At 64.4% G+C, this 19,808-nt stretch carries 15 protein-coding genes; 4 read left to right on the forward strand and 11 right to left on the reverse strand.

From position 1 onward, the window contains the following. From LQ952_RS02210 to LQ952_RS02240, 7 genes are all read right to left on the reverse strand, one after another. On the reverse strand, nt 1-164 hold a 164-nt coding region (locus tag LQ952_RS02210; protein WP_238621079.1), incomplete at its 3' end, for a BMC domain-containing protein. A 46-nt stretch (nt 165-210) separates the two neighbouring features. Next, the gene (locus tag LQ952_RS02215; protein ID WP_238621022.1) at nt 211-459 is read right to left on the reverse strand and encodes a carboxysome peptide B; all 249 of its coding nucleotides are present in this window, start codon (nt 457-459) and stop codon (nt 211-213) included. Continuing rightward, nucleotides 459-740 carry an alpha-carboxysome shell vertex protein CsoS4 gene (gene csoS4, locus LQ952_RS02220; protein ID WP_238621023.1) on the reverse strand — a complete coding sequence of 94 codons (282 nt, stop codon included), beginning with the start codon at nt 738-740 and terminating at the stop codon, nt 459-461. The genes LQ952_RS02215 and csoS4 overlap by 1 nt, the downstream gene beginning before the upstream one ends. Next, nucleotides 737-2,335: a carboxysome shell carbonic anhydrase gene (locus LQ952_RS02225; RefSeq protein WP_238621024.1), complete on the reverse strand. Its 1,599-nt coding sequence runs from the start codon at nt 2,333-2,335 to the stop codon at nt 737-739. The genes csoS4 and LQ952_RS02225 overlap by 4 nt, the downstream gene beginning before the upstream one ends. Before the next feature lie 56 nt (nt 2,336-2,391). Next, nucleotides 2,392-4,275 (reverse strand): CsoS2 family carboxysome shell protein, encoded by a 1,884-nt coding sequence (locus tag LQ952_RS02230; protein ID WP_238621026.1) that lies wholly within the window; start codon nt 4,273-4,275, stop codon nt 2,392-2,394. A gap of 37 nt (nt 4,276-4,312) precedes the next feature. Next, entirely contained in the window at nt 4,313-4,657 is a 345-nt protein-coding gene (locus LQ952_RS02235) for a ribulose bisphosphate carboxylase small subunit (RefSeq protein ID WP_238621027.1), read from the reverse strand. A 55-nt stretch (nt 4,658-4,712) separates the two neighbouring features. After that, on the reverse strand, nt 4,713-6,128 hold the full coding sequence (locus LQ952_RS02240; RefSeq protein ID WP_238621029.1) for a form I ribulose bisphosphate carboxylase large subunit: 1,416 nt from the start codon (nt 6,126-6,128) through the stop codon (nt 4,713-4,715). Nucleotides 6,129-6,791: 663 nt separating this feature from the next. Here LQ952_RS02240 and LQ952_RS02245 point away from each other — a divergent pair. After that, nucleotides 6,792-8,459 (forward strand): SulP family inorganic anion transporter, encoded by a 1,668-nt coding sequence (locus LQ952_RS02245; RefSeq protein ID WP_238621031.1) that lies wholly within the window; start codon nt 6,792-6,794, stop codon nt 8,457-8,459. Between the two features lie 5 nt (nt 8,460-8,464). Here the strand turns inward: LQ952_RS02245 and LQ952_RS02250 are convergent, their stop codons facing one another. The 3 genes from LQ952_RS02250 to LQ952_RS02260 form a co-directional block, all read right to left on the reverse strand. Further along, a complete protein-coding gene (locus LQ952_RS02250; protein WP_238621033.1) occupies nt 8,465-8,947 on the reverse strand; it encodes an acyloxyacyl hydrolase in 483 nt (160 codons plus the stop codon). A 99-nt stretch (nt 8,948-9,046) separates the two neighbouring features. Beyond that, nucleotides 9,047-12,181 (reverse strand): efflux RND transporter permease subunit, encoded by a 3,135-nt coding sequence (locus LQ952_RS02255; RefSeq protein WP_238621035.1) that lies wholly within the window; start codon nt 12,179-12,181, stop codon nt 9,047-9,049. Beyond that, nucleotides 12,181-13,347, reverse strand: coding sequence for an efflux RND transporter periplasmic adaptor subunit (locus tag LQ952_RS02260; protein WP_238621036.1), 1,167 nt, complete (start codon nt 13,345-13,347; stop codon nt 12,181-12,183). Before LQ952_RS02260 ends, LQ952_RS02255 begins: the two co-directional genes overlap by 1 nt. Before the next feature lie 91 nt (nt 13,348-13,438). Between LQ952_RS02260 and LQ952_RS02265 the strand changes: the two genes are divergently transcribed. After that, a complete protein-coding gene (locus tag LQ952_RS02265) occupies nt 13,439-14,059 on the forward strand; it encodes a TetR family transcriptional regulator (protein WP_238621037.1) in 621 nt (206 codons plus the stop codon). Between the two features lie 62 nt (nt 14,060-14,121). Beyond that, nucleotides 14,122-16,839 carry a cation-transporting P-type ATPase gene (locus LQ952_RS02270; RefSeq protein WP_238621039.1) on the forward strand — a complete coding sequence of 906 codons (2,718 nt, stop codon included), beginning with the start codon at nt 14,122-14,124 and terminating at the stop codon, nt 16,837-16,839. A 4-nt stretch (nt 16,840-16,843) separates the two neighbouring features. Here LQ952_RS02270 and LQ952_RS02275 read toward each other — a convergent pair whose 3' ends face one another. Then, nucleotides 16,844-17,563 (reverse strand): glutamine amidotransferase, encoded by a 720-nt coding sequence (locus LQ952_RS02275; protein WP_238621040.1) that lies wholly within the window; start codon nt 17,561-17,563, stop codon nt 16,844-16,846. A gap of 416 nt (nt 17,564-17,979) precedes the next feature. Between LQ952_RS02275 and LQ952_RS02280 the strand changes: the two genes are divergently transcribed. After that, nucleotides 17,980-19,695 carry a DUF262 domain-containing protein gene (locus tag LQ952_RS02280; RefSeq protein WP_238621041.1) on the forward strand — a complete coding sequence of 572 codons (1,716 nt, stop codon included), beginning with the start codon at nt 17,980-17,982 and terminating at the stop codon, nt 19,693-19,695. The last annotated feature ends 113 nt before the right edge of the window (nt 19,696-19,808 follow it).

Here is a 19,808-nt window from a genome sequence, read left to right on the forward strand (position 1 = left end):
GTCTCGCCGCGCACCAGCACGGTCACATAGCCGCCGCCCACGAACTCCCGCCCGATCAGCCGCACTTCGGCGGCCTTGGTCATGGCATCGGCCGCCTCAATGGCGGGGACCAGGCCGCGGGTCTCGATCATCCCCAGGGCAATGCCATATTTGTCGCCACTCATGATGTCTCTCCTGTGTTGTTTCGGATCATCGTTGTCAAAATCCCCGTCATGCCGGTTCCCACTGGTCAATCACCCCGCCCACGGTCAGGTCGGTGAGGATGTCCGCGTTGCCCATGGCATACCGGGCCGCGGAGCCGCTGACCAGGAACACCCAGTCACCCGGGCGAGCCCCCACCGGATCGGTGGCCACGGCTTGGTGGCCTTGGGGGTCCTGCACCAGACGCAGATCCACATGGGCTAGCCCCGGGATGCGCTGGGTGCAGACCAGCGAACCCACCACCTGTCGGACCTCCATCAGCCGTGCTCCCCGGGACCGATGGCACCCGTCTCGGATTCCGGCGGCCAGCGGTCGATGATGCCGACGATGGTCAGATCACTGGGGAATTCCTTGCTGCCGGCGGCCTCCCGGGCCGCCGAACTGCCCACGCAGATCACCCAGTCGCCGGGGATGCAGCCCACGGAGTCCACCGCCACCTGACGGGAACTGCCGTCGCGCACCACCAGCAGATGCTTGTGTTCAAAGCCGGGTATCCGGTTGGTGGATACCAGGGGGCGTTCCACCTGACAGATCTTCATCGGTGTCCTCCTTGTCCGGTCGGGTCCAGGGACGAGGCCACCCGTTCCAGACCGGCGCGGGTGTCACAGTCCCGCACCACCAGCAGTCGGTGCAGCAGGCCGTCGCGAACCTGGGGAGCGAAGCGTTCGGTCATGGCCCGGTCCACCTGCCGGCAGCGGGTGATGGCCCGTTCCCGGGCACCGGGTACCTGACCGTGGTAGTCGAAGCGGATCACCACCGGAATGGGTCTGCCATGGGGGTGATTGAGTCCGCCCAGGATGCGGCAGCCCACATCCAGGTCGGCGGCACCTTCCTCCACCGTGCGCAGGCAGGCGAAGAAGGTAAGGTTGCGCAACTGGATTTCCTCGAAGCCGACGCCCACACCCATGAAACGCTCCGCATGGCCCTGATCCGGGTAGGCACCACCGTGACGGCGTCTCACGTAGTCCAACTGGGACAGATTGTGTTCCACCAGCTGAGCGATCAGTTTCACCATGCCCTCGTCGGGGGCGGCGGGGGCGTGCCGACGAACCTGCTCCAGGATGTACCTGCGGGCGGCCTCCGGCGTCATGGACAGGGTTTGATGGTATATGTCTCCGGTGTCCAGACTCAGTTGCAGATCCATGTGCCCCTGGGCATCGGGGACGTGGATGCGTAGGGCATCGGTATCCGTATCCAGACCCATGAGCAGCAGGGCGACGGAGGCGCCGCAGCAGAATCCGTTTTCCACCGCCTGGCGGAAGGCCAGCAGGCGCTCCAGGCCGGCTCCGGCCGCCGCCGTATCGTCGGAGCCGTGGGCGGCGCAGCCCTCGTGGGACGGGTGACGGGAGCTGAAGTGATAGATCACCGTCTTCAGATAGCGGGTGGGGGCGTCAGCAGTGTTGGGGGTCCCGGCCCGATAGCGGGCATGCTCCACCTCCACCCATTTGCTTACCGTGTCCTCCACATCGAACAGGGCGCCGGCGGATGAACGCCGTCTGACTGCGCCGAAGGGCAGGCGCAGCACATAGCTGATGGCATGGGCCAGACGTCCGTCGGCGCAGGGGGTGACATCCATCAGATGAAAACCACAGCTCTGCAGGAAGGCATTGAAGGCCCGGGTGTCGTGGCCCTTGAGCGGGTCGTGGGCAAAGAAGCCGTCGGCCATGCGGCAATAGGTCTCGAACAGGCAGGCGGCATGGAGCCGTGACATATCCAGCCCCTTGATCCAGGCATCTTCCAGCAGGTGTTCCGGTAGCCGGATGCCCAGGGTCTGTTCCGCCAGGGCCTGTGCCTTGGCAATGAAACCCTTCTCCCGCCGCAGGCCGGTCAGTTCCCGTAGCAACGGCAGGATCCGGTCAAAGGATGACTTCACCGCCGTCTCGTAGGCCTGGAGTCGGTGGTTGGCGGCCTTGTCGGTGAGCGGATGCAGCGGGGGCTGGCCGTTGTGCGCCGGGGGCGTGATCCGGTGCACATGTCCGGGATGACTTTCCTGCCCCTGTACCGGTTCGGGCCGGTGAAACGTCTGGACTGCCGGTGTGTGCGGAGCGGGTGCCCTGCCACGGCCACGACTGTGTACCGTCGGGGCGGTGGCCCAGATCAGGCTGTCACGGTGTGAGCGGCGGCGGGTGAGCATGGTGTGTCGGTCTCTGGCGCTTGTCAGGTCGGTGAATGAACAATGGCTTGGTTCGGTCAGCCCCGGGCACCGCCCGAGTAGGTGACCAGTGATCCCTTTTCCGTGCTGCCGCTGCTGCCGGTGACGCGGCTGACCGGGGGCGGCACATCCTCGTTACGCTTGTGGGCCACGGCCGGCATGGCACCCATGGGGCCGAGGCGAGTGGGATTGCGGCGGCGGGCTGAACTGCCCTCGGTGCCGGTCACCCGCTCGCCCCGTTCCCAGTCATCACCGGTGATTTTTCGGCCGCTGGACTGGCCCTCACCGGTGATGCGGGTCCGGCGGGGTGTCTCCGGCTGGGGGTCAAAGTCGGCCGGCGGGGTATCCGGGATCGGGGCCTGGGGATCCAGCGGCACGGCAGGCAGCCGTTCCGGGCGGACCTGTTCGGTACCGGTGACTTTGTCCGCCGCCATGTCGAAGGGGCCGGTGATCCGACCACCCCGCTGCTCATAGCGGGTACCCGTCACCCCCACAGTGCGTTGTCCACGCGCGACCTGCCGGGCCGGGGAGGCGATGCTGAATTCTCCCCGCGGGGTTGCCTCCAGGGGTTGGGGTAAGTCCGGCCGGCCGGGTTGAGCGGCGAGGCTGGTGCGTGCTTCGATCCGTGCCTGTGCCGCGGGGGGGCAGTAGGCGGCAAACTCTTCCGGCCCGGCGTAGGGTGTGCCGGTCACGGCCTGGCAGGTGCCTGGTTCATCGCCGGTCACCTGATGGGAGCGGCCAGGCAGGCTGCCGGAGAGGGTGTGTCCCCGGGCGGTGGTGCCGTGGCTGACCTTGGGGGGTTGGGTCGGCCCCGGCGGCGGGGTATCGCAGAACTGTTCGTACTGCTCCTGCCCCACGTATTCGTTCCCGGTCACCCGGCGGCAGGTGCCCGGCTCGTTACCCGTCACCCGGGCACCCCGGCCCAGTTCGTTGCCGGTCACCCGGCTGCCCTGGCCGGTGCGGGTGACGTGAACTTTTTCCGGCTGGCTGGGCGGCGAGGTCTGGCAAAACTCGTGAAAGATCTCGGCGCCCAGGTATTCGGTGCCGGTGACCGCGAGGCAGGTGCCCCTGTCATCGCCGGTCATGCCCCGGCTGCGTCCTACCCGCGTCCCCGTCACCGCCTGACCGCCGGCAGTCTCGGACAGACCCACCTTCCAGGTCTGATCCTGCGCCGGCCCCGGACGACCGGGGCGGGTACGCCCGGCGGGAGTGGCGCGTCGGGTGCCCATGGCGCCACCCTGGCTACGCTGGGCCCGTACACTGCGGGCCAGTTCCCGCCCGGACAGGCGAGGGTTGGCCTGACGGGCGAGGCTGGCCGCAGATGCCGGGGTACCGGCCGCTGATTTGCCTCTGGAAGACAGGGCTGCGCGCCGGGCCAGGGACTGCAGGCGGCCGGTGGGCTGGGTATTCGGGGCGGCGCGCCGGGGTGCCGGCCGGCGCCGGTCGCTCCCGGGACGGGACAGGACGTGGCTGCGGGTCACGGTGCTGTCCTGTTTCTGAACGGTGGACTCGGTGTGATGGCCGCATTGTCCGCCGCACCGGCAGCCGGAAGCCTGCGGGTCCCACGCCGCGGCGTCGGGAGTGACGTTCGCGGGGGGGCGGCGGACCCGGTCGCTGGTGGTATCGGCCCGCTTGCCGGCCCGGGAGAGGGCGGCGCGGCGGGCCTGAGCCTGAGCGCGACCGGAAGACTCCGCGACCACGGGCCTGACGGCCGTGTTGCGCCGCCGGGGCGGGGTCGTCACCGTCACCGTTTGCGTGGCCGGGCGGGCGCGGGGGTCCGGCTGGCTGGAGACCGGCGCCGGTCGAGGTGTTGCCGCTCGGGTGGCGGCACCCGCGTTGCCCTTCCCCTGGCTGGAAAGTGCCTGGCGACGTGCCAGTGCCGCCTGGCGCCCGCTGGAACTGCTGGATACTGGATTAGCCATGGTCTCACCCCCGCTCGTGGTCCGCCTCTGTCCGCGATCAGCGCCGCCCTTCGAACACCACGAAGGATGCGCCCTGGCTCTGGGTGTAGTTGTCATAGCCCGTGAGTCGCACATGGTGATCCGGATAGGCCCGGTGGCACGCCTCCAACTCGGTTGCCACGTGGTCCAGGTTCACTTCACCGAAGAAGGGCAGTTTCCACATGGGCCAGTAGTGGTTCATGGCAAAGTCCGGATGTACATGTTCGATGCCCGGCGTCCAGCCCTGGGCAATGATGTAGGCGATCTGGTCAAAGACCTCTTCCTGGGTCAGCGGGGGCAGGAAACCGAAGGTTTCCAGGGTCTGGCGGGTCTGGTAATCACCCATGGTGTTCTGGAAAGGCATGTCTGCAGGTCCTCATGTTCGGAAAAGGGAATGATCCGGTCCGGGATGCCGGGGATCAGCCCGCGTCCAGCTTGTCCACGGTGTCGAATTCAAACTTGATCTCTTTCCATGTCTCCATGGCGATGGCCAGTTCGGGGCTGTGGCGGGCCGCGTCGGTGAGGATCTCGCGGGACTCCCGTTCCAGTTCCCGGCCTTCGTTGCGGGCCTTGACGCAGGCCTCCAGGGCCACCCGATTGGCGGCGGCGCCGGCGGCATTGCCCCAGGGATGGCCCTGGGTGCCGCCACCGAACTGCAGTACCGAGTCGTCGCCGAAGATGCTCACCAGGGCAGGCATGTGCCAGACATGGATGCCGCCGGAGGCGACGGCAAATACCCCGGGCATGGAACCCCAGTCCTGGTCGAAGAAGATCCCCCGGGAGCGGTCTTCGGGGATGAAGGATTCCCGCAGCAGATCCACATAGCCCAGGGTGGAGGCCCGATCACCTTCCAGCTTGCCCACCACGGTGCCGGTGTGCAGATGGTCGCCGCCGGAGAGGCGCAGGCACTTGGCCAGGACGCGGAAGTGGATGCCGTGCTTGGGATGCCGGTCGATCACCGCGTGCATGGCCCGGTGGATATGCAGCAGCATGCCGTTCTTGCGGCACCACTTAGCCAGGCCGGTATTGGCGCAAAAGCCGCCGGTGATGTAGTCGTGCATGATGATGGGTTGCCCCAGTTCCTTGGCGAACTCGGCCCGCTCGTACATTTGTTCCGGGTCCGGGGCGGTGACGTTAAGATAGTGGCCCTTGCGCTCACCGGTCTCCACCTGGGCGGCGGCCACCGCCTCGGCCACGAACTCGAAGCGGTTCTGCCAGCGCATGAAGGGCTGGGAGTTGACGTTCTCGTCGTCCTTGGTGAAGTCCAGGCCGCCGCGCAGGCATTCGTAGACGGCGCGGCCGTAGTTCTTGGCCGACAGTCCCAGCTTCGGCTTGATGGTGCAGCCCAGCAGGGGGCGACCGTACTTGTTGAGCTTGTCCCGTTCCACCTGGATGCCGCTGGGCGGCCCCATACAGGTTTTCACATAGGCCAGAGGGAAGCGGATGTCCTCCAGGCGCAGATGGCGCAAGGCCTTGAAGCCGAACACGTTGCCCACCAGGGAGGTGAGCACGTTAACGATGGACCCTTCCTCGAACAGGTCGATGGGATAGGCGATGAAGGCATAGAAGGATTCTTTGTCGCCGGGCACGTCCTCGATGCGGTAGGCGCGCCCCTTGTAAAACTCCAGGTCGGTGAGCAGTTCGGACCAGACGGTGCTCCAGGTCCCGGTGGAGGACTCGGCGGCCACGGCGGCGGCCACTTCCTCCCGCGGCACCCCCGGCTGTCCGGTGACCTTGAAACAGGCCAGCAGGTCGGAATCCAGAGGGACGTAGTCCGGGGTCCAGTACATCTCGCGGTACTCTTTCACACCCGCGTCGTAGGTCTTCACGCTCATGGTCATCAGCTCCTGTGGTCTGTGCCCCGCCTCTGACGGGAAGGCGACGTTTGCTCTATGGGAAAGCTACATGACCTGTGGGTATATCTATAAATCGATTGTTTCTATTTAATAGATCGACGGAAATCTATGTATGGGCAGGAAGGCCGTGACTACGCTTGATGATTGAGCGATGCGCGCTCCCGCTCCCTCTCCCGCTCCCGCTGTCATTCCCACGCACACTCTCACTGTCATTCCCGCGCCCTTTCCCACCGTCATTCCCGCGCCCCTTCCCACCGTCATTCCCGCGCCCCTTCCCACCGTCATTCCCGCGAAAGCGGGAATCCATGGCTTCAATCCGCGACTGGATTCCCGCTTCCGCGGGAATGACGAATCAAGGTGCGGGAATGACGAATCAAGGTGCGGGAATGACGAATCAAGGTGCGGGAATGACGAATCAAGGTGCGGGAATGACGAATCAAGGTGCGGGAATGACGAATCAAGGCGCGGGAATGACGAGTTCCGGCGGGAATAACATCTTCATGCTCGGGGGACCTATTCAGGCATGGCGATGCCTGAACCTGGAGCACTCATAGATTCGATGAAATGAATTCCTTAACGAACTTCGATTATTGTTGAACTGAATCCCCTTCGATAATGGGTCTACTCAATGAGGAAGCCCAGATGCGAGTCTTCAACGAGATCCGTTTCAACAACCTGAAGGGGGACCTGTTCGGCGGCGTGACGGCGGCGGTGATCGCCCTGCCCATGGCCCTGGCCTTCGGCGTGGCCTCTGGCGCCGGCGCGGAAGCGGGGCTTTACGGCGCCATCCTGATCGGCCTGTTCACTGCCCTGTTCGGCGGCACGCCCACCCTGATTTCCGAACCCACCGGCCCCATGACGGTGGTGTTCACGGCGGTGATCGCCTCCCTGATCGCCGCCAATCCGGAGCAAGGCATGGCCATGGCCTTCACCGTGGTGATGCTCACCGGGGTGTTCCAGATGGCCTTCGGCGCCATGAAGCTGGGACGCTACGTCACCATGATGCCCTATACCGTGATCTCCGGATTCATGACCGGCATCGGCATCATCCTCATCATCCTGCAGCTTCCCGGCCTGCTCGGGCATGCCACCCCGGCGGGGGGCGTGATCGGGACCCTGCAGGGGTTGCCCGGCCTGCTGGCGGCCATCGATCCCATGGAACTGTTGCTGGGCGGTGCCACCCTGGCCATCCTGCTGTTCATGCCGGCCCGCCTGAAACGCTACCTGCCACCCCAACTCATTGTGCTGGTGCTGGGAACGCTGGCGGTCATGTACTGGCTGGGCGGTGAGCAGGTACGGGTGATCGGCCCCATCAATTCCGGGCTGCCCTCCCTGCAACTGCCGGTGTTCACGGCGGAGCAGTGGCTGATCATCGTGGTGGACGCCCTGGTGCTGGCCCTGCTGGGGTCGGTGGATGCCCTGCTGTCCTCTGTCATCGCCTCCAGCATGACCCGCCATGAATCGAACTCGGACAAGGAGCTGGTGGGGCAGGGCATGGGCAACCTGGCCTCGGGCCTGTTCGGGGGCCTGCCGGGGGCGGGGGCGACCATGGGGACGGTGGTGAACATTCAGGCTGGCGGCCGCTCAGCCCTGTCCGGTATCGTGCGTGCCCTGATCCTGGCCGTGGTGGTGATCTGGGCCGCCGGGCTCACCGCCAACATCCCCCTGGCGGTACTGGCCGGGATCGCGGTGAAGGTGGGGCTGGATATCATCGACTGGCGCTTCCTGCGCCGTGCCCACCGGGTATCTCCCAAGGGGGCCCTGATCCTCTACGGGGTGATCGCCATGACCGTGTTCGTGGACCTGATCACCGCCGTGGCCATCGGCCTGTTCGTGGCCAATGTGATGACCATCCGCCGGCTGGCGGACGTGCAGGCCGAAGCGGTCTGCATCCTGCCGCCCCGGCGGCCCGAGGACAACGTCACCAACGGCCGCTGCGCCGACCTGTCACCGGAGGAACGGGCGCTGCTGGCCCAGGGCAAGGGACGCTTGAAGATCCTGCATCTGAGCGGCCCCTTGGTGTTCGGCGCGGCGGCGGCGATCACCCGTCAGGAACCCAAGCTGGAAGGGGCCGGCGTGCTGGTGGTGGATCTGGGCCGGGTGCCCCACCTGGGCGTGACCACGGCGGTGGCCCTGGAGGCCGCCATCCGGGACGCCCTGGCCGGGGGCGTGACCGTGATCATGGCCGGGGTGCAGGACCAGCCCCGGGCGCGGCTGGCCCAGTTGGGGCTGGACACCCTGCTTGGCCCGGATGCTTGGCTCCCGGAGCGGTGCCAGGCGCTGGAGCAGGGGCTGCAGCACCTGATCTGACCCGTTTATTTGAAACGCAGATCCACCAACAGCATGTTTTCCCCCTGATTGGGGGAGCGCAGGCCGGCGTTGCTCAGGTGACGGAACACCAGTCGCAAGTGTTTTCCCAAGCGCAGGGATGCCCCGGCATGGATGTTGAGATGGCTGCCCATGGAGCTGGTGGTTCTGTCCAGTACCGCGCCGCCCAGCATCAGGTCCAGGTGCCCGGTGAAGGGAATGATCACTGACTGACCCAGGAAGGCGGCCGGATAGGCGTGGCCCATGTAGCCGAGGGCCGTTTCCCAGCGGCGGTTGCCGCTCATCTCCATGGCATAGTCGCAACTGCCCACCCAGACAGGTTCCTGAAAATCCAGGCGTCCCAGGTTGCTGCCGGTGGCGATGATCCCGGCCCCCGCATGACAGCGGCTTTCCTGGGCCATGGCGCAGGAAGCAGCCAGGAATAGCCCAAGGGCCAGGGCTGTATGGCGAACGGCATGAAAATACTGCATGGAATACATTGGGTGACTGAAAATGCTTGGAGCCAGGTGATTGAGCCGGGCCGCCCGGCCCCCGTCTCCCAAACCGGGGAGAGGGGGCGAAGAGCCGCGTTACCGGTTTTCCTGCGGGGCCTGGTCGCGGCGGGCCTTCCACCCGTCGGCCATGTCCTCCAACAGTTTATAGAACAGCGGTACGAACAAGAGGGCCAGGGTACTGGCCGCCAGCATGCCGCCCACCACCACGGTGCCGATCTCCTGACGGCTGGCCGCCCCGGCGCCGCTGGCGAATACCAGCGGCAGCGTGCCGATGATGAAAGTGAACGCCGTCATCACGATGGCCCGGAAACGTTGCCGCACCGCTGCCGTGGCGGCCTCGGTGGTAGACATCCCCTCACGCCGGTTCTGGGCCGCAAACTCCACGATCAGGATGGCGTTCTTCGCCGCCAGACCGATCAGCACCAGCAGCCCGACCTGGAAATAGATGTCGTTGGGGAAGCCCCGGCCGAAAGAGGCGATCACCGCCCCCAGCACCCCGAAGGGCACGGCCGATACCACCGCCAGCGGCAGGGTCAGGCGTTCATACTGGGCCGCCAGGATCAGGAGCACCATCAGCATCCCCAGGGCGAAGGCGGCACCGCCGGCACCGGCTCCTGCATCCAGCTGATAGGCCTCGCCGATCCAGCCCAGCAGGGTGTCCGCTTCCTGATTCAGTCCCGCCGCCACCGCTTCCAGGGCCGCCTTGGCCTGGCCGGTGGTATAGCCCGGGGCCGGGTCCGCCAGGATCTTCGCCGCCGGGAAGATGTTGAAGCGGTCGATGAGATCCGCCCCGCTGGTGCGTTCCAGGGTCACCAGGGAACTGAGCGGGATCATGTCGCCATTGCTGGATCGCACGAACACCCGTCGCAGATCCTCGGCCTGGCTGCGGAATTCACCCTCGGACTGCAGGTTCACCTGCCACAGGCGTCCCGAAAAGGTGAAGTCATTCACATACAGGGAACCGAAGGTGCTGCGCATGGCATCGAAGACCTCGGTGATGGGCACGCCCGCGGCCATGGCCTTCTCCCGGTCCACCTCGGCGTGGTAGCGGGGGATACCCGTGGTCAGGGTGCTGCGCACGTTGGTCAGCTCCGGCCGTTCGTTGCCCAGGGTAGCGAGCTTCTGGGCCAGGGCCTCGATCTGTGCCGGCGTGGTGTCCCCCCGTACCTGCAGGTAGCCTTCCACGCCGCCGGTCAGGGACAGGCCCATGATCGGGGGCGGGATGAAGGCAAACACGTTGGCCTCCTGAATCCCCATGCCCATGCCCATGATGCGGCGGGCGATGGCAGCGGCATCCTGCCCTTCACCCTGGCGATCATTCCAGTCGGTCAGATTGGCAAAGCCCACGGCGGCATTGGTGCGCAGGGAGCCGGCGATGATGTCGAAGCCGGCAAACGCCGTGAAGTCCTGGATCTCCTCTTGGCCGATGAGTTGGGCGGACAGGGCGTCCCGCACTTGTTCGGTGCGTCCCAGGGCCGACACCGGCGGCAGCTGCGCCACCACCAGGGAAACCCCCTGGTCTTCCTGGGGCACCAGTCCCGTGGGCATGCGATCCAGCAGCCACACGGCACTGCCGGTGAAAACGGCAAACAGCACCAGCCCCAGCACCCACCGGCGCAGCAGGAAGGCCACCGTGGCCACGAAGGCCTCGGTGATGCGATCAAAGAGCCGGTTGAACAGGCGGAACGGGGCGCTGGGGGCGTGGGGCTGCTTGTCCAGCAGCAGGGCGCACATGGCCGGGGTGAGGGTGAGGGCGACGATACCCGAGATCACCACCGAGACGGCGATGGTCACCGCAAACTGGCGGTACAGTTCGCCGGTCAGCCCGCCGAGAAAGGCCACCGGTGCGAACACGGCCACCAGGACCAGGGTGGAGGCCACCACGGCGCCCGCCACCTGCTGCATGGTCTGGATCGAGGCCTCACGGGCCTTGAGGCCCTTTTCCGCCATCAGGCGTTCCACGTTTTCCATCACGATGATGGCGTTGTCCACCACGATACCGATGGCCAGCACCAGCCCGAACAGGGTCAGCAGGTTGACGGAAAACCCCAGTGCCTGCATGCCGGCGAAGGTGCCGATCAGGGACACGGGGATCGCCGCCACCGGGATCAGGGTGGCGCGCAGGTGCTGCAGGAACAGGAAGGTCACCAGGACCACCAGGGCCACGGCAATGAACAGGGTGATGAACACCTCGCGGATGGAGATCTCCACGAACTCGGTGGTGTCATAGGGAATATGGTAGGTCAGCCCTTCCGGGAAACGGTCCGAAAGCTCATCCAGCGCAGCCCGCACCGCCCGGGCCGTGTCCAGGGCATTGGCCCCGGGTTGCAGATAGATGCCCATGGGCACCGTGGGGCGGCCGTTATGGGTGGCGGAGAAGGCGTAGTTCTGCGCCCCCAGTTCCGCCCGGGCCACATCCCCCAGCCGCAGGGTGCTGCCGTCGGGCTGGGCGCGCAGGATGATGCGCTCGAATTCCGCCGGGTCCGCCAGCTGGCCGCGGGTGGTCACGGTGAAGGTGAAGGCCTGATCCACCGGGGCGGGTTCGGCGCCCAGGCGCCCGGCGGCGAACTGGGCATTCTGCTGCCGGATGGCGTTGGCCACGTCGGACGGGGTGAGATCGAACTGGGCCAGCTTGTCCGGCCGCAGCCAGATGCGCATGGAGTAGTCCTGAGCCCCGAACAGGGAAGCATCCCCCACGCCGGGTAGGCGCACCAGTTCATCCAGTACGTTGAGCAGGGCGTAATTGCTGATGAAGATGGGGTCGTAACGGCCGTCCGGGGAGCTGAGTACCGTCACCAGCAGGATGTTGGTGGAGCGAGCCTGCACCCGCACTCCCTGGTCACGCACCTGCTGGGGCAGGCGGGGCAGGGCGGCCTGAACCCGGTTGTTGACGTTGATGGCCGCCTGGTCCGGGTCCGTGCCCATCTCGAAGGTTACGGTGATCTGGATGGTGCCGGCATCGGTACTGGAGGACTCCATGTAGATCATGTTGTCCACCCCGTTGATCTCCTGCTCCAGGGGCGCCGCCACCGACTCCGACAGCACCTGGGCACTGGCGCCGGGGTAGCTGGCTTGGACCACGATCTGGGGCGGCACCACGTCCGGGTACTGTTCGATGGGCAGCGCCCGCAGCGAGGCCAGCCCCGCGACGATGATGATGATGGAGATGACGGACGAAAAGATCGGTCGATCGATAAAAAAACGCAGCATCACTGATCCCGTCCCTGAGCGTTCACGGGAGACACCTTGATGCCGTCACGCAGGCCCACGTGGCCGTTGATCACTAGGCGTTCGCCCGCGGACAGTCCGTCCAGGATCACCTGCCGGCCATCCACCAACGGTCCCAGGCGCACGTGCCGGGCACGGGCGGTATCGTCCTCGTCCACCAGGAAGACTCGGGGGCCGTCCCGGTCCTGGCTCACCGCGGTTGGATCGATCAGGAACACGTCCTTGAGCTCCTGCACCATGATGCGTACCCGCACGAACTGACCGGGGACCACCAGACGCTCAGGGTTGGGGAACACGGCACGGGCGGAGACGGTGCCGGTGCGGGGGTCGATGTTGCTGTCGGTGAAATCCACCTGGCCCGTGTGTTCATAAAGGCTGCCGTCGGGCAGCAGCAGCTGAACCTCGTGGCTCTGTACTGCTTCGCGTGTCATCATGGCCTGGCGGGCGGTGCGCTGGATGGCGGCATCCTGCTCCGGCAGGGAGAAGCGGACATGGGCGGGGTCATGCTGGGTCAGTGAGGTGAGCAGAGTACCCTGACTGATAAGGCTGCCCTCGGGCAGACTTTCCAGCTCCGTGGTCCCTTCGATGGGGGCTACCACCGTGGTGTAGCGCAGGTTGCGCTGGGCATCGGCCACCGAGGCGCGGGCGAGATCCAGGCGGGCGCGGGCCAGTTCCAGTTCCGACAGGGCCTGGTCCCGGTCCCGGGTGCTGACGACATTGCGCTGATACAGGTCGGAGATCCGGTTCCATTCCCGCTGGGCCTGATTCAGCCCGGCCTGGGCGTTGGCCTGCTCTGCCTCGGCCATCTTCAGGGCGATCTCATAGGGTTCGGGGTCGATGCGGAACAGCGGGGTCCCCTGACTGACCGCCTGGCCTTCCACATAGAGCCGTTCCTCCAGAATGCCCTCCACCCGGGCCCGCACTTCTACTTCCCGGGAGCCGCGTACCCGTCCGGCATAGTCGCCGCGGACCTTCACGTCTTCCGGCTCAAGGGCGTCGAGGGTCACCGGCGGTGGGGGCATGCCGCCGGCCCGGGGGGCGGCGGCTTCTTCGCCGTTGCCGCAGGCGGACAGCCACAGGGCGGCGAACAGGGTCGCGATCAGGCCGGCAACGGGCATGGCCCGGCGGGTCGGGGAGCGGGTGGGCATGGAGTGGATCTCCGGAAAGGGAAATTGCAAAATCACATACAGGCGTGTATGTATACTAAGTTCAAAATACTGACTGTCAAGTGCAAAATTCATGCGACGAACCAAAGAAGAAGCCGAACAGACCCGCGCCCTGCTGCTGGACGCGGCGGAAACAGTGTTCCTGGAAAAGGGCGTATCCCAATCCAGCCTGGAGGCCATTGCCCGCGAGGCGGGCATGACCCGGGGCGCTATCTACTGGCATTTCCGTGACAAAGCGGCGCTCTATGGGGCCATGCTGGACCGGGTACGACTGCCGCTGGAGCGGCTGCGGGATGAGTTCGTCCAGGAGCCGGGCGTGGATCCCGTCGAGGTCATCGAACGGCTTTGTCTTGCGGCGTTGGAGACATTGGCCGGTGATCCGCAGGTGCAGCGGGTGTACACCATCGTCTTTCACCGCCGGGAGCGGGAGGCGGACAATCAGGTCTGGCGGGATGCGGAACTGGAGGGGCGCCGTCGGGCGGCCCGAGTCATGCTGGAGTGCTTCCAGGCGGCCCAGGCGTCGGGACGTCTGCGCCCCGGAGTGACGCCGGAAATGGGACAGCTCACGCTGGAACTTTATTTCACCGGCCTGTTCTACGCCTGGTTGCTTGAACCGGAATACTTTGATCTTCTGAAGGATGCGCCCGCCATGATCCGGCGTATCCTTGATGGTCTGCTGCTCCCGCCCCGGTAGGTCGGGTTGCACTGCCCCGCCCCGTGGGGCGCCAACACACAGTCACCCAGCAGGGAGTTCACATGGAAACGCACCTCAAGGATCTCTGGCACCACCTCCACCATGATGAGGTGCTGGAAACCCTGGAGACCCATGAGCAGCAGGGCCTCACTGACCAGCAGGCCCGCGAGCGCCTGGAGACCTACGGCCCCAACACCCTGACCGCCGCCAGCCCCACCTCCTGGTTCAAGCGTCTGCTGCTGCAGTTTCACAATCCCCTGATCTACATTCTGCTCATCGCCACGGCCGTGACACTGGCATTGGGCGAATACATCGATTCCGCGGTCATTTTCGGCGTCGTCCTCATCAACGCCATCATCGGTTTCGTCCAGGAATCCAAGGCCGAGGACGCCATCCAGGCCCTTCGGGGCATGCTCTCCTCATCCGCCGCCGTCATCCGGGACGGCAATCGCATCACCATCGCCGCCGTCGATCTGGTGCCCGGTGACATCGTCCTACTGGCTTCCGGCGACAAGGTCCCCGCCGATCTGCGCCTCCTGTCCTCCCGGGACCTGCAGATCGACGAGTCCACCCTCACCGGCGAGTCGGTGCCGGTGGACAAGCAGCCCGGCAAACTGGTCCAGGATACGGTGCTGGCGGACCGTGCCAATATGGGCTTTGCCGGCACCTTGGTGACCTACGGCACCGGCCGGGGCGTGGTCATCGGCACCGGTGACCGCACCGAGACCGGTAAGATCGCCGGCATGATCAATGACGCCGTCAGCCTGGACACTCCGCTCACCCGCAAGATCAATGGCTTCAGCCGGATCCTGCTGTGGGTGATCCTGGTGCTGGCGGGCATTACCTTCGGTGTGGGCCTGCTCTATGGCCAGCACTGGGTGGACACCTTCATCGCCGCCGTGGCCCTGGCGGTGGCCGCCATCCCCGAGGGTCTGCCGGCGGTGGTCACCATCACCCTGGCCATCGGTGTGCGCCGCATGGCCCTGCGCAACGCCATCATCCGCAAGTTGCCGGCGGTGGAGACCCTGGGGTCCACCACCGTGATCTGCTCCGACAAGACCGGCACCTTGACCGAGAACCAGATGACGGTGCAGCGAATCATCGCCGGTGATACGGCGTTTGAACTCACCGGCGGCGGCTATGATCCCGACGGTCGAATCCTGCAGGACGGCAGTCCGGTGGAAGCCCCCGCCACCCGTCATCAGGCCCTTCATCACTGCCTGCTGGCCGGCCTCTTGAGCAATGACAGTGAACTGGTGGAACAGGACGGGCGCTGGACCGTGCATGGTGACCCCACCGAAGGGGCGCTGATCGCCAGCGCCCTCAAGGCGGGGTTCGACCGTCACGACATGCGCCGCCGGCTGCATCGGGTCGATGCCATTCCCTTCGAGTCGGATCGCCAGTACATGGCCACGCTCCATCGCCACGATGAGGGCCATCGGGTCTACATGAAGGGCTCGGCGGAGCGGGTGATCGCCCATTGCGACCGGGCCATGAACGCCGAAGGAGAGCGGGTGCCGATGGATCAGGGACGCCTGCAGGAACAGGCGGAGGCGTTGGCGGCTCAGGGCTTGCGGGTGCTGGCCTTCGCCATGCGTGAGACGGACGCGAGCAATCTGGATGTCCCCGATCCGGGCAAGGCCGAGGATCGGCTGATCTTCCTGGGGTTGCAGGCCATGATCGATCCGCCCCGGGAAGAGGTGATCCATTCCGTGGCGCTGTGCCGCAAGGCCGGCATCCGGGTGAAGATGATTACCGGTGACCATGCCCTGACCGCCCGTGCCATTGCCGAGCGCATCGGCATCATTCGGGATGGAGAAAAGGATCAGCGACGGGCACTGACGGGGCGCCAGCTGGCGGAGATGCAGCCGGATGAATTGAGCAAGGCCGCCGAGGAGGTGTCGGTCTTTGCCCGGGTGGCGCCGGAGCAGAAGCTGCGGCTGGTGGAGGCACTGCAGGCCCGGGGCCATGTGGTGGCCATGACCGGCGACGGCGTCAATGACGCACCGGCCCTCAAGCGCGCCGATATCGGCATCGCCATGGGGATCAACGGGACCGAAGTCTCCCGCGATGCCTCGGACATGGTGCTGGCGGACGACAACTTCAGTTCCATTGAGGCGGCGGTGGAGGAAGGGCGCAACGTCTTCGACAACCTGATCAAGTTCATTACCTGGATCCTGCCCACCAACCTAGGGCAGGGCTTGGTGATCATGGTGGCCATCCTGCTGGGCCTGACCCTGCCGGTATTGCCGGTGCAGGCCCTGTGGCTGAACATGACCACGGCAGTCTTCCTGGGCCTGATGCTGGCCTTCGAACCCCGGGAGCCGGGGATCATGACCCGGGCACCTCGCCTGCCCGATGCACCGATCCTGAGCTGGGAGATCATCGGACGGATCTTCTCGGTCAGTGCCCTGCTGCTGCTGGGGGCGTTTGGCCTGTTCCAGTGGTCACTGTCGCAGGGAGCCGGCATCGAAGAGGCCCGGACTCTGGCAGTGAGCCTGTTCGTGGTGGTGCAGAGTTTCTTCCTGCTCAATTGTCGCTCGCTCACCCGCAGCGTGTTCCGCACCCATCCCTTCTCCAATCCCTGGATCTGGTGGGGGATCGGGGCGATGTGGGTGGCCCAACTCCTGTTCGTCTACACGCCGCTCATGAACCTGCTGTTCCAGAGCGCGCCGCTGTCCCTGCAGCACTGGGGCCTGATCCTGGCCTACGGGGTCTTCGTGCTGCTGGTGGTGGAACTGGAGAAGGGGCTCTGGCGTTGGCGCAAGCGGACGGAGTGACCGGTCAGCGGCTGGATCTGAGCCACTCCCCGAACCGCCGCAGCACCCGGCTGCTCTCCGGGGTCGGCCGGACATTGGCCAGCAGGCCATCGATCTGCCGTCCCTGTTCCGCCAGCCGGTCCCGGTAATGCATGACGTAATGGGGGGTGATGCGTTCATCGAATTCCGGATGAAACTGCAGCCCCCACGCGCATCCGTTCACCACGAACCCTTGGTGGGGCTCCATGTCGCTTTCGCCCAGGGCCATGGCGCCGGGCGGCAGTGTGAGCACCGACTGGCTGTGGCTGACCTGGCCGTAAAACCGGCCCGGCAGCACCGAGAACAGGGGATCTTCGGCGGCCTCGGCGCGGAGTCGGATCTCCACCGTGCCCACCTCGATCCCCCGGGGATTCCAGTCCACCCGGCCGCCCAGGGCGTGGGCCAGGATCTGGTGGCCGAAGCAGATCCCCAGGGTTGGCACCCTGGCTGATACCGCCTGCGTCAGCCAGTCGGCGGTCTGCCGGATCCAGGGATCGGCTTCCGTGACCATGGCCCCGGAGCCGGTAATGACGACGCCGGTAATGTCATCCGGTGCCGGCAGGGGATCACCCGCCGGTACATCCACCACCTTCGCCTGGGCCAGGGGCCAGTCCATGCCGTCGGCAATCCAGTCTTCGTAATCCCCGGGAAAGTCCTGAAGAGAGTCGACCTTGGTGCCGGTCTTGATGATGAGCAGTGTGTCCATGTGGCCTCTCGTTATGCGTCCGCTATGCAGGAAGTCAGGAGATTACTCCAGAAAGCTGCGGTGCATCAAAACCCCCTGCCGGAGGGGCTTTTATCTGCCACCGTATTCTCCGGAGTTTAACCCCCAACGCGCCATCCCTCGTTGGAGCGAACTCTTGGTAGAATTGGCTAAACTTGGCAATTCAGGCTGCGAAAGATCAAGCCGAATGGTTTTTTTAACTGGTCAGTCAGCATTGAAATGCAGTTCCAACGGCAGGTCGAGGAGCGCAGGCTGTTTACCGTCAAATGGAAGTTAAGCTATTGACCTGGCAATCGAAAGACTTTGATTGAAAATTTCAAGTCATCGGCTTTGTTTATTTATAATGGAAAACAATCATACTTGTTTGATTGCCGGTTTAATGAATCGAGGATTCGGACGTGGCCGCTACCAACTTCAAGACTGAGAACAACACCTTCAGAAAACTGATCGGCAATGGTTTGACTTACCGCATTCCACGCTTCCAGCGCGACTACAGTTGGACCAGCGACGAATGGGAGGATTTGTGGGTGGATATCCTTGCCATGTTGCAGGCCGATGGCGATGCCTCGCATTACATGGGCTACCTCGTCCTGCAATCTGCCGATGACAAGTCTTTCGATGTGATCGATGGCCAGCAGCGCCTCACTACCATCAGCCTCATCGTGCTGGCGGTGCTCAAGAATATCCAACGGCTTATCGATTCAGGCAACGAAGCTGAAGCAAATGCCCAGCGACTGAATCAGATTCGGCAAACCTATGTCGGCTATCTCGACCCCGTCACGCTTATCGCACGTCCCAAGCTCACGCTCAACCGCAACAATAATAATTATTTCCAGACTTATTTGGTGCCGCTCGGGCATTTGCCCCAGCGCGGATTTCGTGCGTCGGAACATCTACTGCGCAAGGCGTTCGAATGGTTCGACAAACAGATCGCCGTCTATTTGAAGGCTAGCACGGGCGATGAAGGCAAGCGGCTGGCACAACTGATCGAAGACATCAGCGACCGTTTGTTTTTTACCGTCATCACCGTTACCGATGAACTCAATGCGTACAAGGTATTCGAGACGCTGAATGCCCGCGGTGTGCGCCTTTCAGCCACCGACCTTCTCAAGAACTATCTTTTCTCCGTACTCGACCGTGGCGGTGAATCCGACCATGAGCTGCACAGCCTGGAAGAGCGCTGGGAAAATATCGTAGGTCGTTTGCAATCGGAGAATTTCCCGGATTTCCTGCGCGTGCATTGGAACAGCCGACACAACTTTGCGCGACAGGCCGATTTGTTCAAGACCATTCGTGCCAAGGTTGCAAACCGGGAAAGTGTTTTCCAATTACTACGGAATATGGAAGCGGATCTTGATACCTATCTTGCGCTGTCCTCACCGGAAGCCTCGGAGTGGCCGCAGGACGACAAGCAGCTGGCCGGCGTGCTTAAGACCTTCCGCGTGAGGCAACCATTTTCGCTGCTTCTGGCAGGGCGGCGCGCCCTCGACGCCGCCGATTTCACCGGCCTGTTGCGCGCTACGATGGTGATTTCTCTGCGCTACAACGTCATTGGCGCTTACAGCACCGCCGAGCAGGAGCGCACCTACAATGCAGTGGCCGAACGCTTGGCTAAAGGTGAATTGAATCAACTGGGTCCAGTATTGCAGGCCATGCGTGGTATTTATGTGGAAGACAGAAATTTCCGTACCGCATTTGCCGAGAAGTCAATCCGAACCACGGATTCACGCAACAACCGCGTGGTGCGTTTCATCCTGTGCGCGCTGGAAAAAAACCTGTCTGGGCAGGATCACAGCTTTACCAGCGACGCTTTCAACATCGAACATGTCCTGCCTCAGAACGCCCCGGATGGCTGGGGTAGCTTCAGCAATGAGGAGGCCAATAATCTTGTTTATCGATTAGGCAATATGACCTTGATGCAATCCGGTGCCAACCGTGATGCAGGAACGTCGGAATACGTAGCCAAGCATACCAGCTATGAACAAAGCGGTTTTGAAATCACCAAGAAAATGGCAAAGGACAACACCGAATGGACGCCCGAGCGCATCGCCGCGCGACAGGTCTGGATGGCTGATCAGGCCACTTCCATCTGGCGCATTGCGCAACTGAGTTGAGCCGGATTATTTGATCACGGTCAATCAGCAAAAACTCGAACTCACCTGGATCGGGAAGGAGAAGTACTGAACGCCATCAGCGGCCGCCGTAAGCTGAATCCCTCACCAGCTTG

It is taken from the genome of Ectothiorhodospira lacustris (assembly GCF_022227785.1).
Lineage (GTDB): Bacteria > Pseudomonadota > Gammaproteobacteria > Ectothiorhodospirales > Ectothiorhodospiraceae > Ectothiorhodospira > Ectothiorhodospira lacustris.

Bases quoted from the DNA above. Each gene is read 5' to 3' on its own strand.
- LQ952_RS02215 (WP_238621022.1), bottom strand. From the start codon at position 459: ATGGAGGTCCGACAGGTGGTGGGTTCGCTGGTCTGCACCCAGCGCATC.
- csoS4 (WP_238621023.1), bottom strand. From the start codon at position 740: ATGAAGATCTGTCAGGTGGAACGCCCCCTGGTATCCACCAACCGGATA.
- LQ952_RS02225 (WP_238621024.1), bottom strand. From the start codon at position 2,335: ATGCTCACCCGCCGCCGCTCACACCGTGACAGCCTGATCTGGGCCACC.
- LQ952_RS02230 (WP_238621026.1), bottom strand. From the start codon at position 4,275: ATGGCTAATCCAGTATCCAGCAGTTCCAGCGGGCGCCAGGCGGCACTG.
- LQ952_RS02235 (WP_238621027.1), bottom strand. From the start codon at position 4,657: ATGCCTTTCCAGAACACCATGGGTGATTACCAGACCCGCCAGACCCTG.
- LQ952_RS02240 (WP_238621029.1), bottom strand. From the start codon at position 6,128: ATGAGCGTGAAGACCTACGACGCGGGTGTGAAAGAGTACCGCGAGATG.
- LQ952_RS02245 (WP_238621031.1), top strand. From the start codon at position 6,792: ATGCGAGTCTTCAACGAGATCCGTTTCAACAACCTGAAGGGGGACCTG.
- LQ952_RS02250 (WP_238621033.1), bottom strand. From the start codon at position 8,947: ATGCAGTATTTTCATGCCGTTCGCCATACAGCCCTGGCCCTTGGGCTA.
- LQ952_RS02255 (WP_238621035.1), bottom strand. From the start codon at position 12,181: ATGCTGCGTTTTTTTATCGATCGACCGATCTTTTCGTCCGTCATCTCC.
- LQ952_RS02260 (WP_238621036.1), bottom strand. From the start codon at position 13,347: ATGCCCACCCGCTCCCCGACCCGCCGGGCCATGCCCGTTGCCGGCCTG.
- LQ952_RS02265 (WP_238621037.1), top strand. From the start codon at position 13,439: ATGCGACGAACCAAAGAAGAAGCCGAACAGACCCGCGCCCTGCTGCTG.
- LQ952_RS02270 (WP_238621039.1), top strand. From the start codon at position 14,122: ATGGAAACGCACCTCAAGGATCTCTGGCACCACCTCCACCATGATGAG.
- LQ952_RS02275 (WP_238621040.1), bottom strand. From the start codon at position 17,563: ATGGACACACTGCTCATCATCAAGACCGGCACCAAGGTCGACTCTCTT.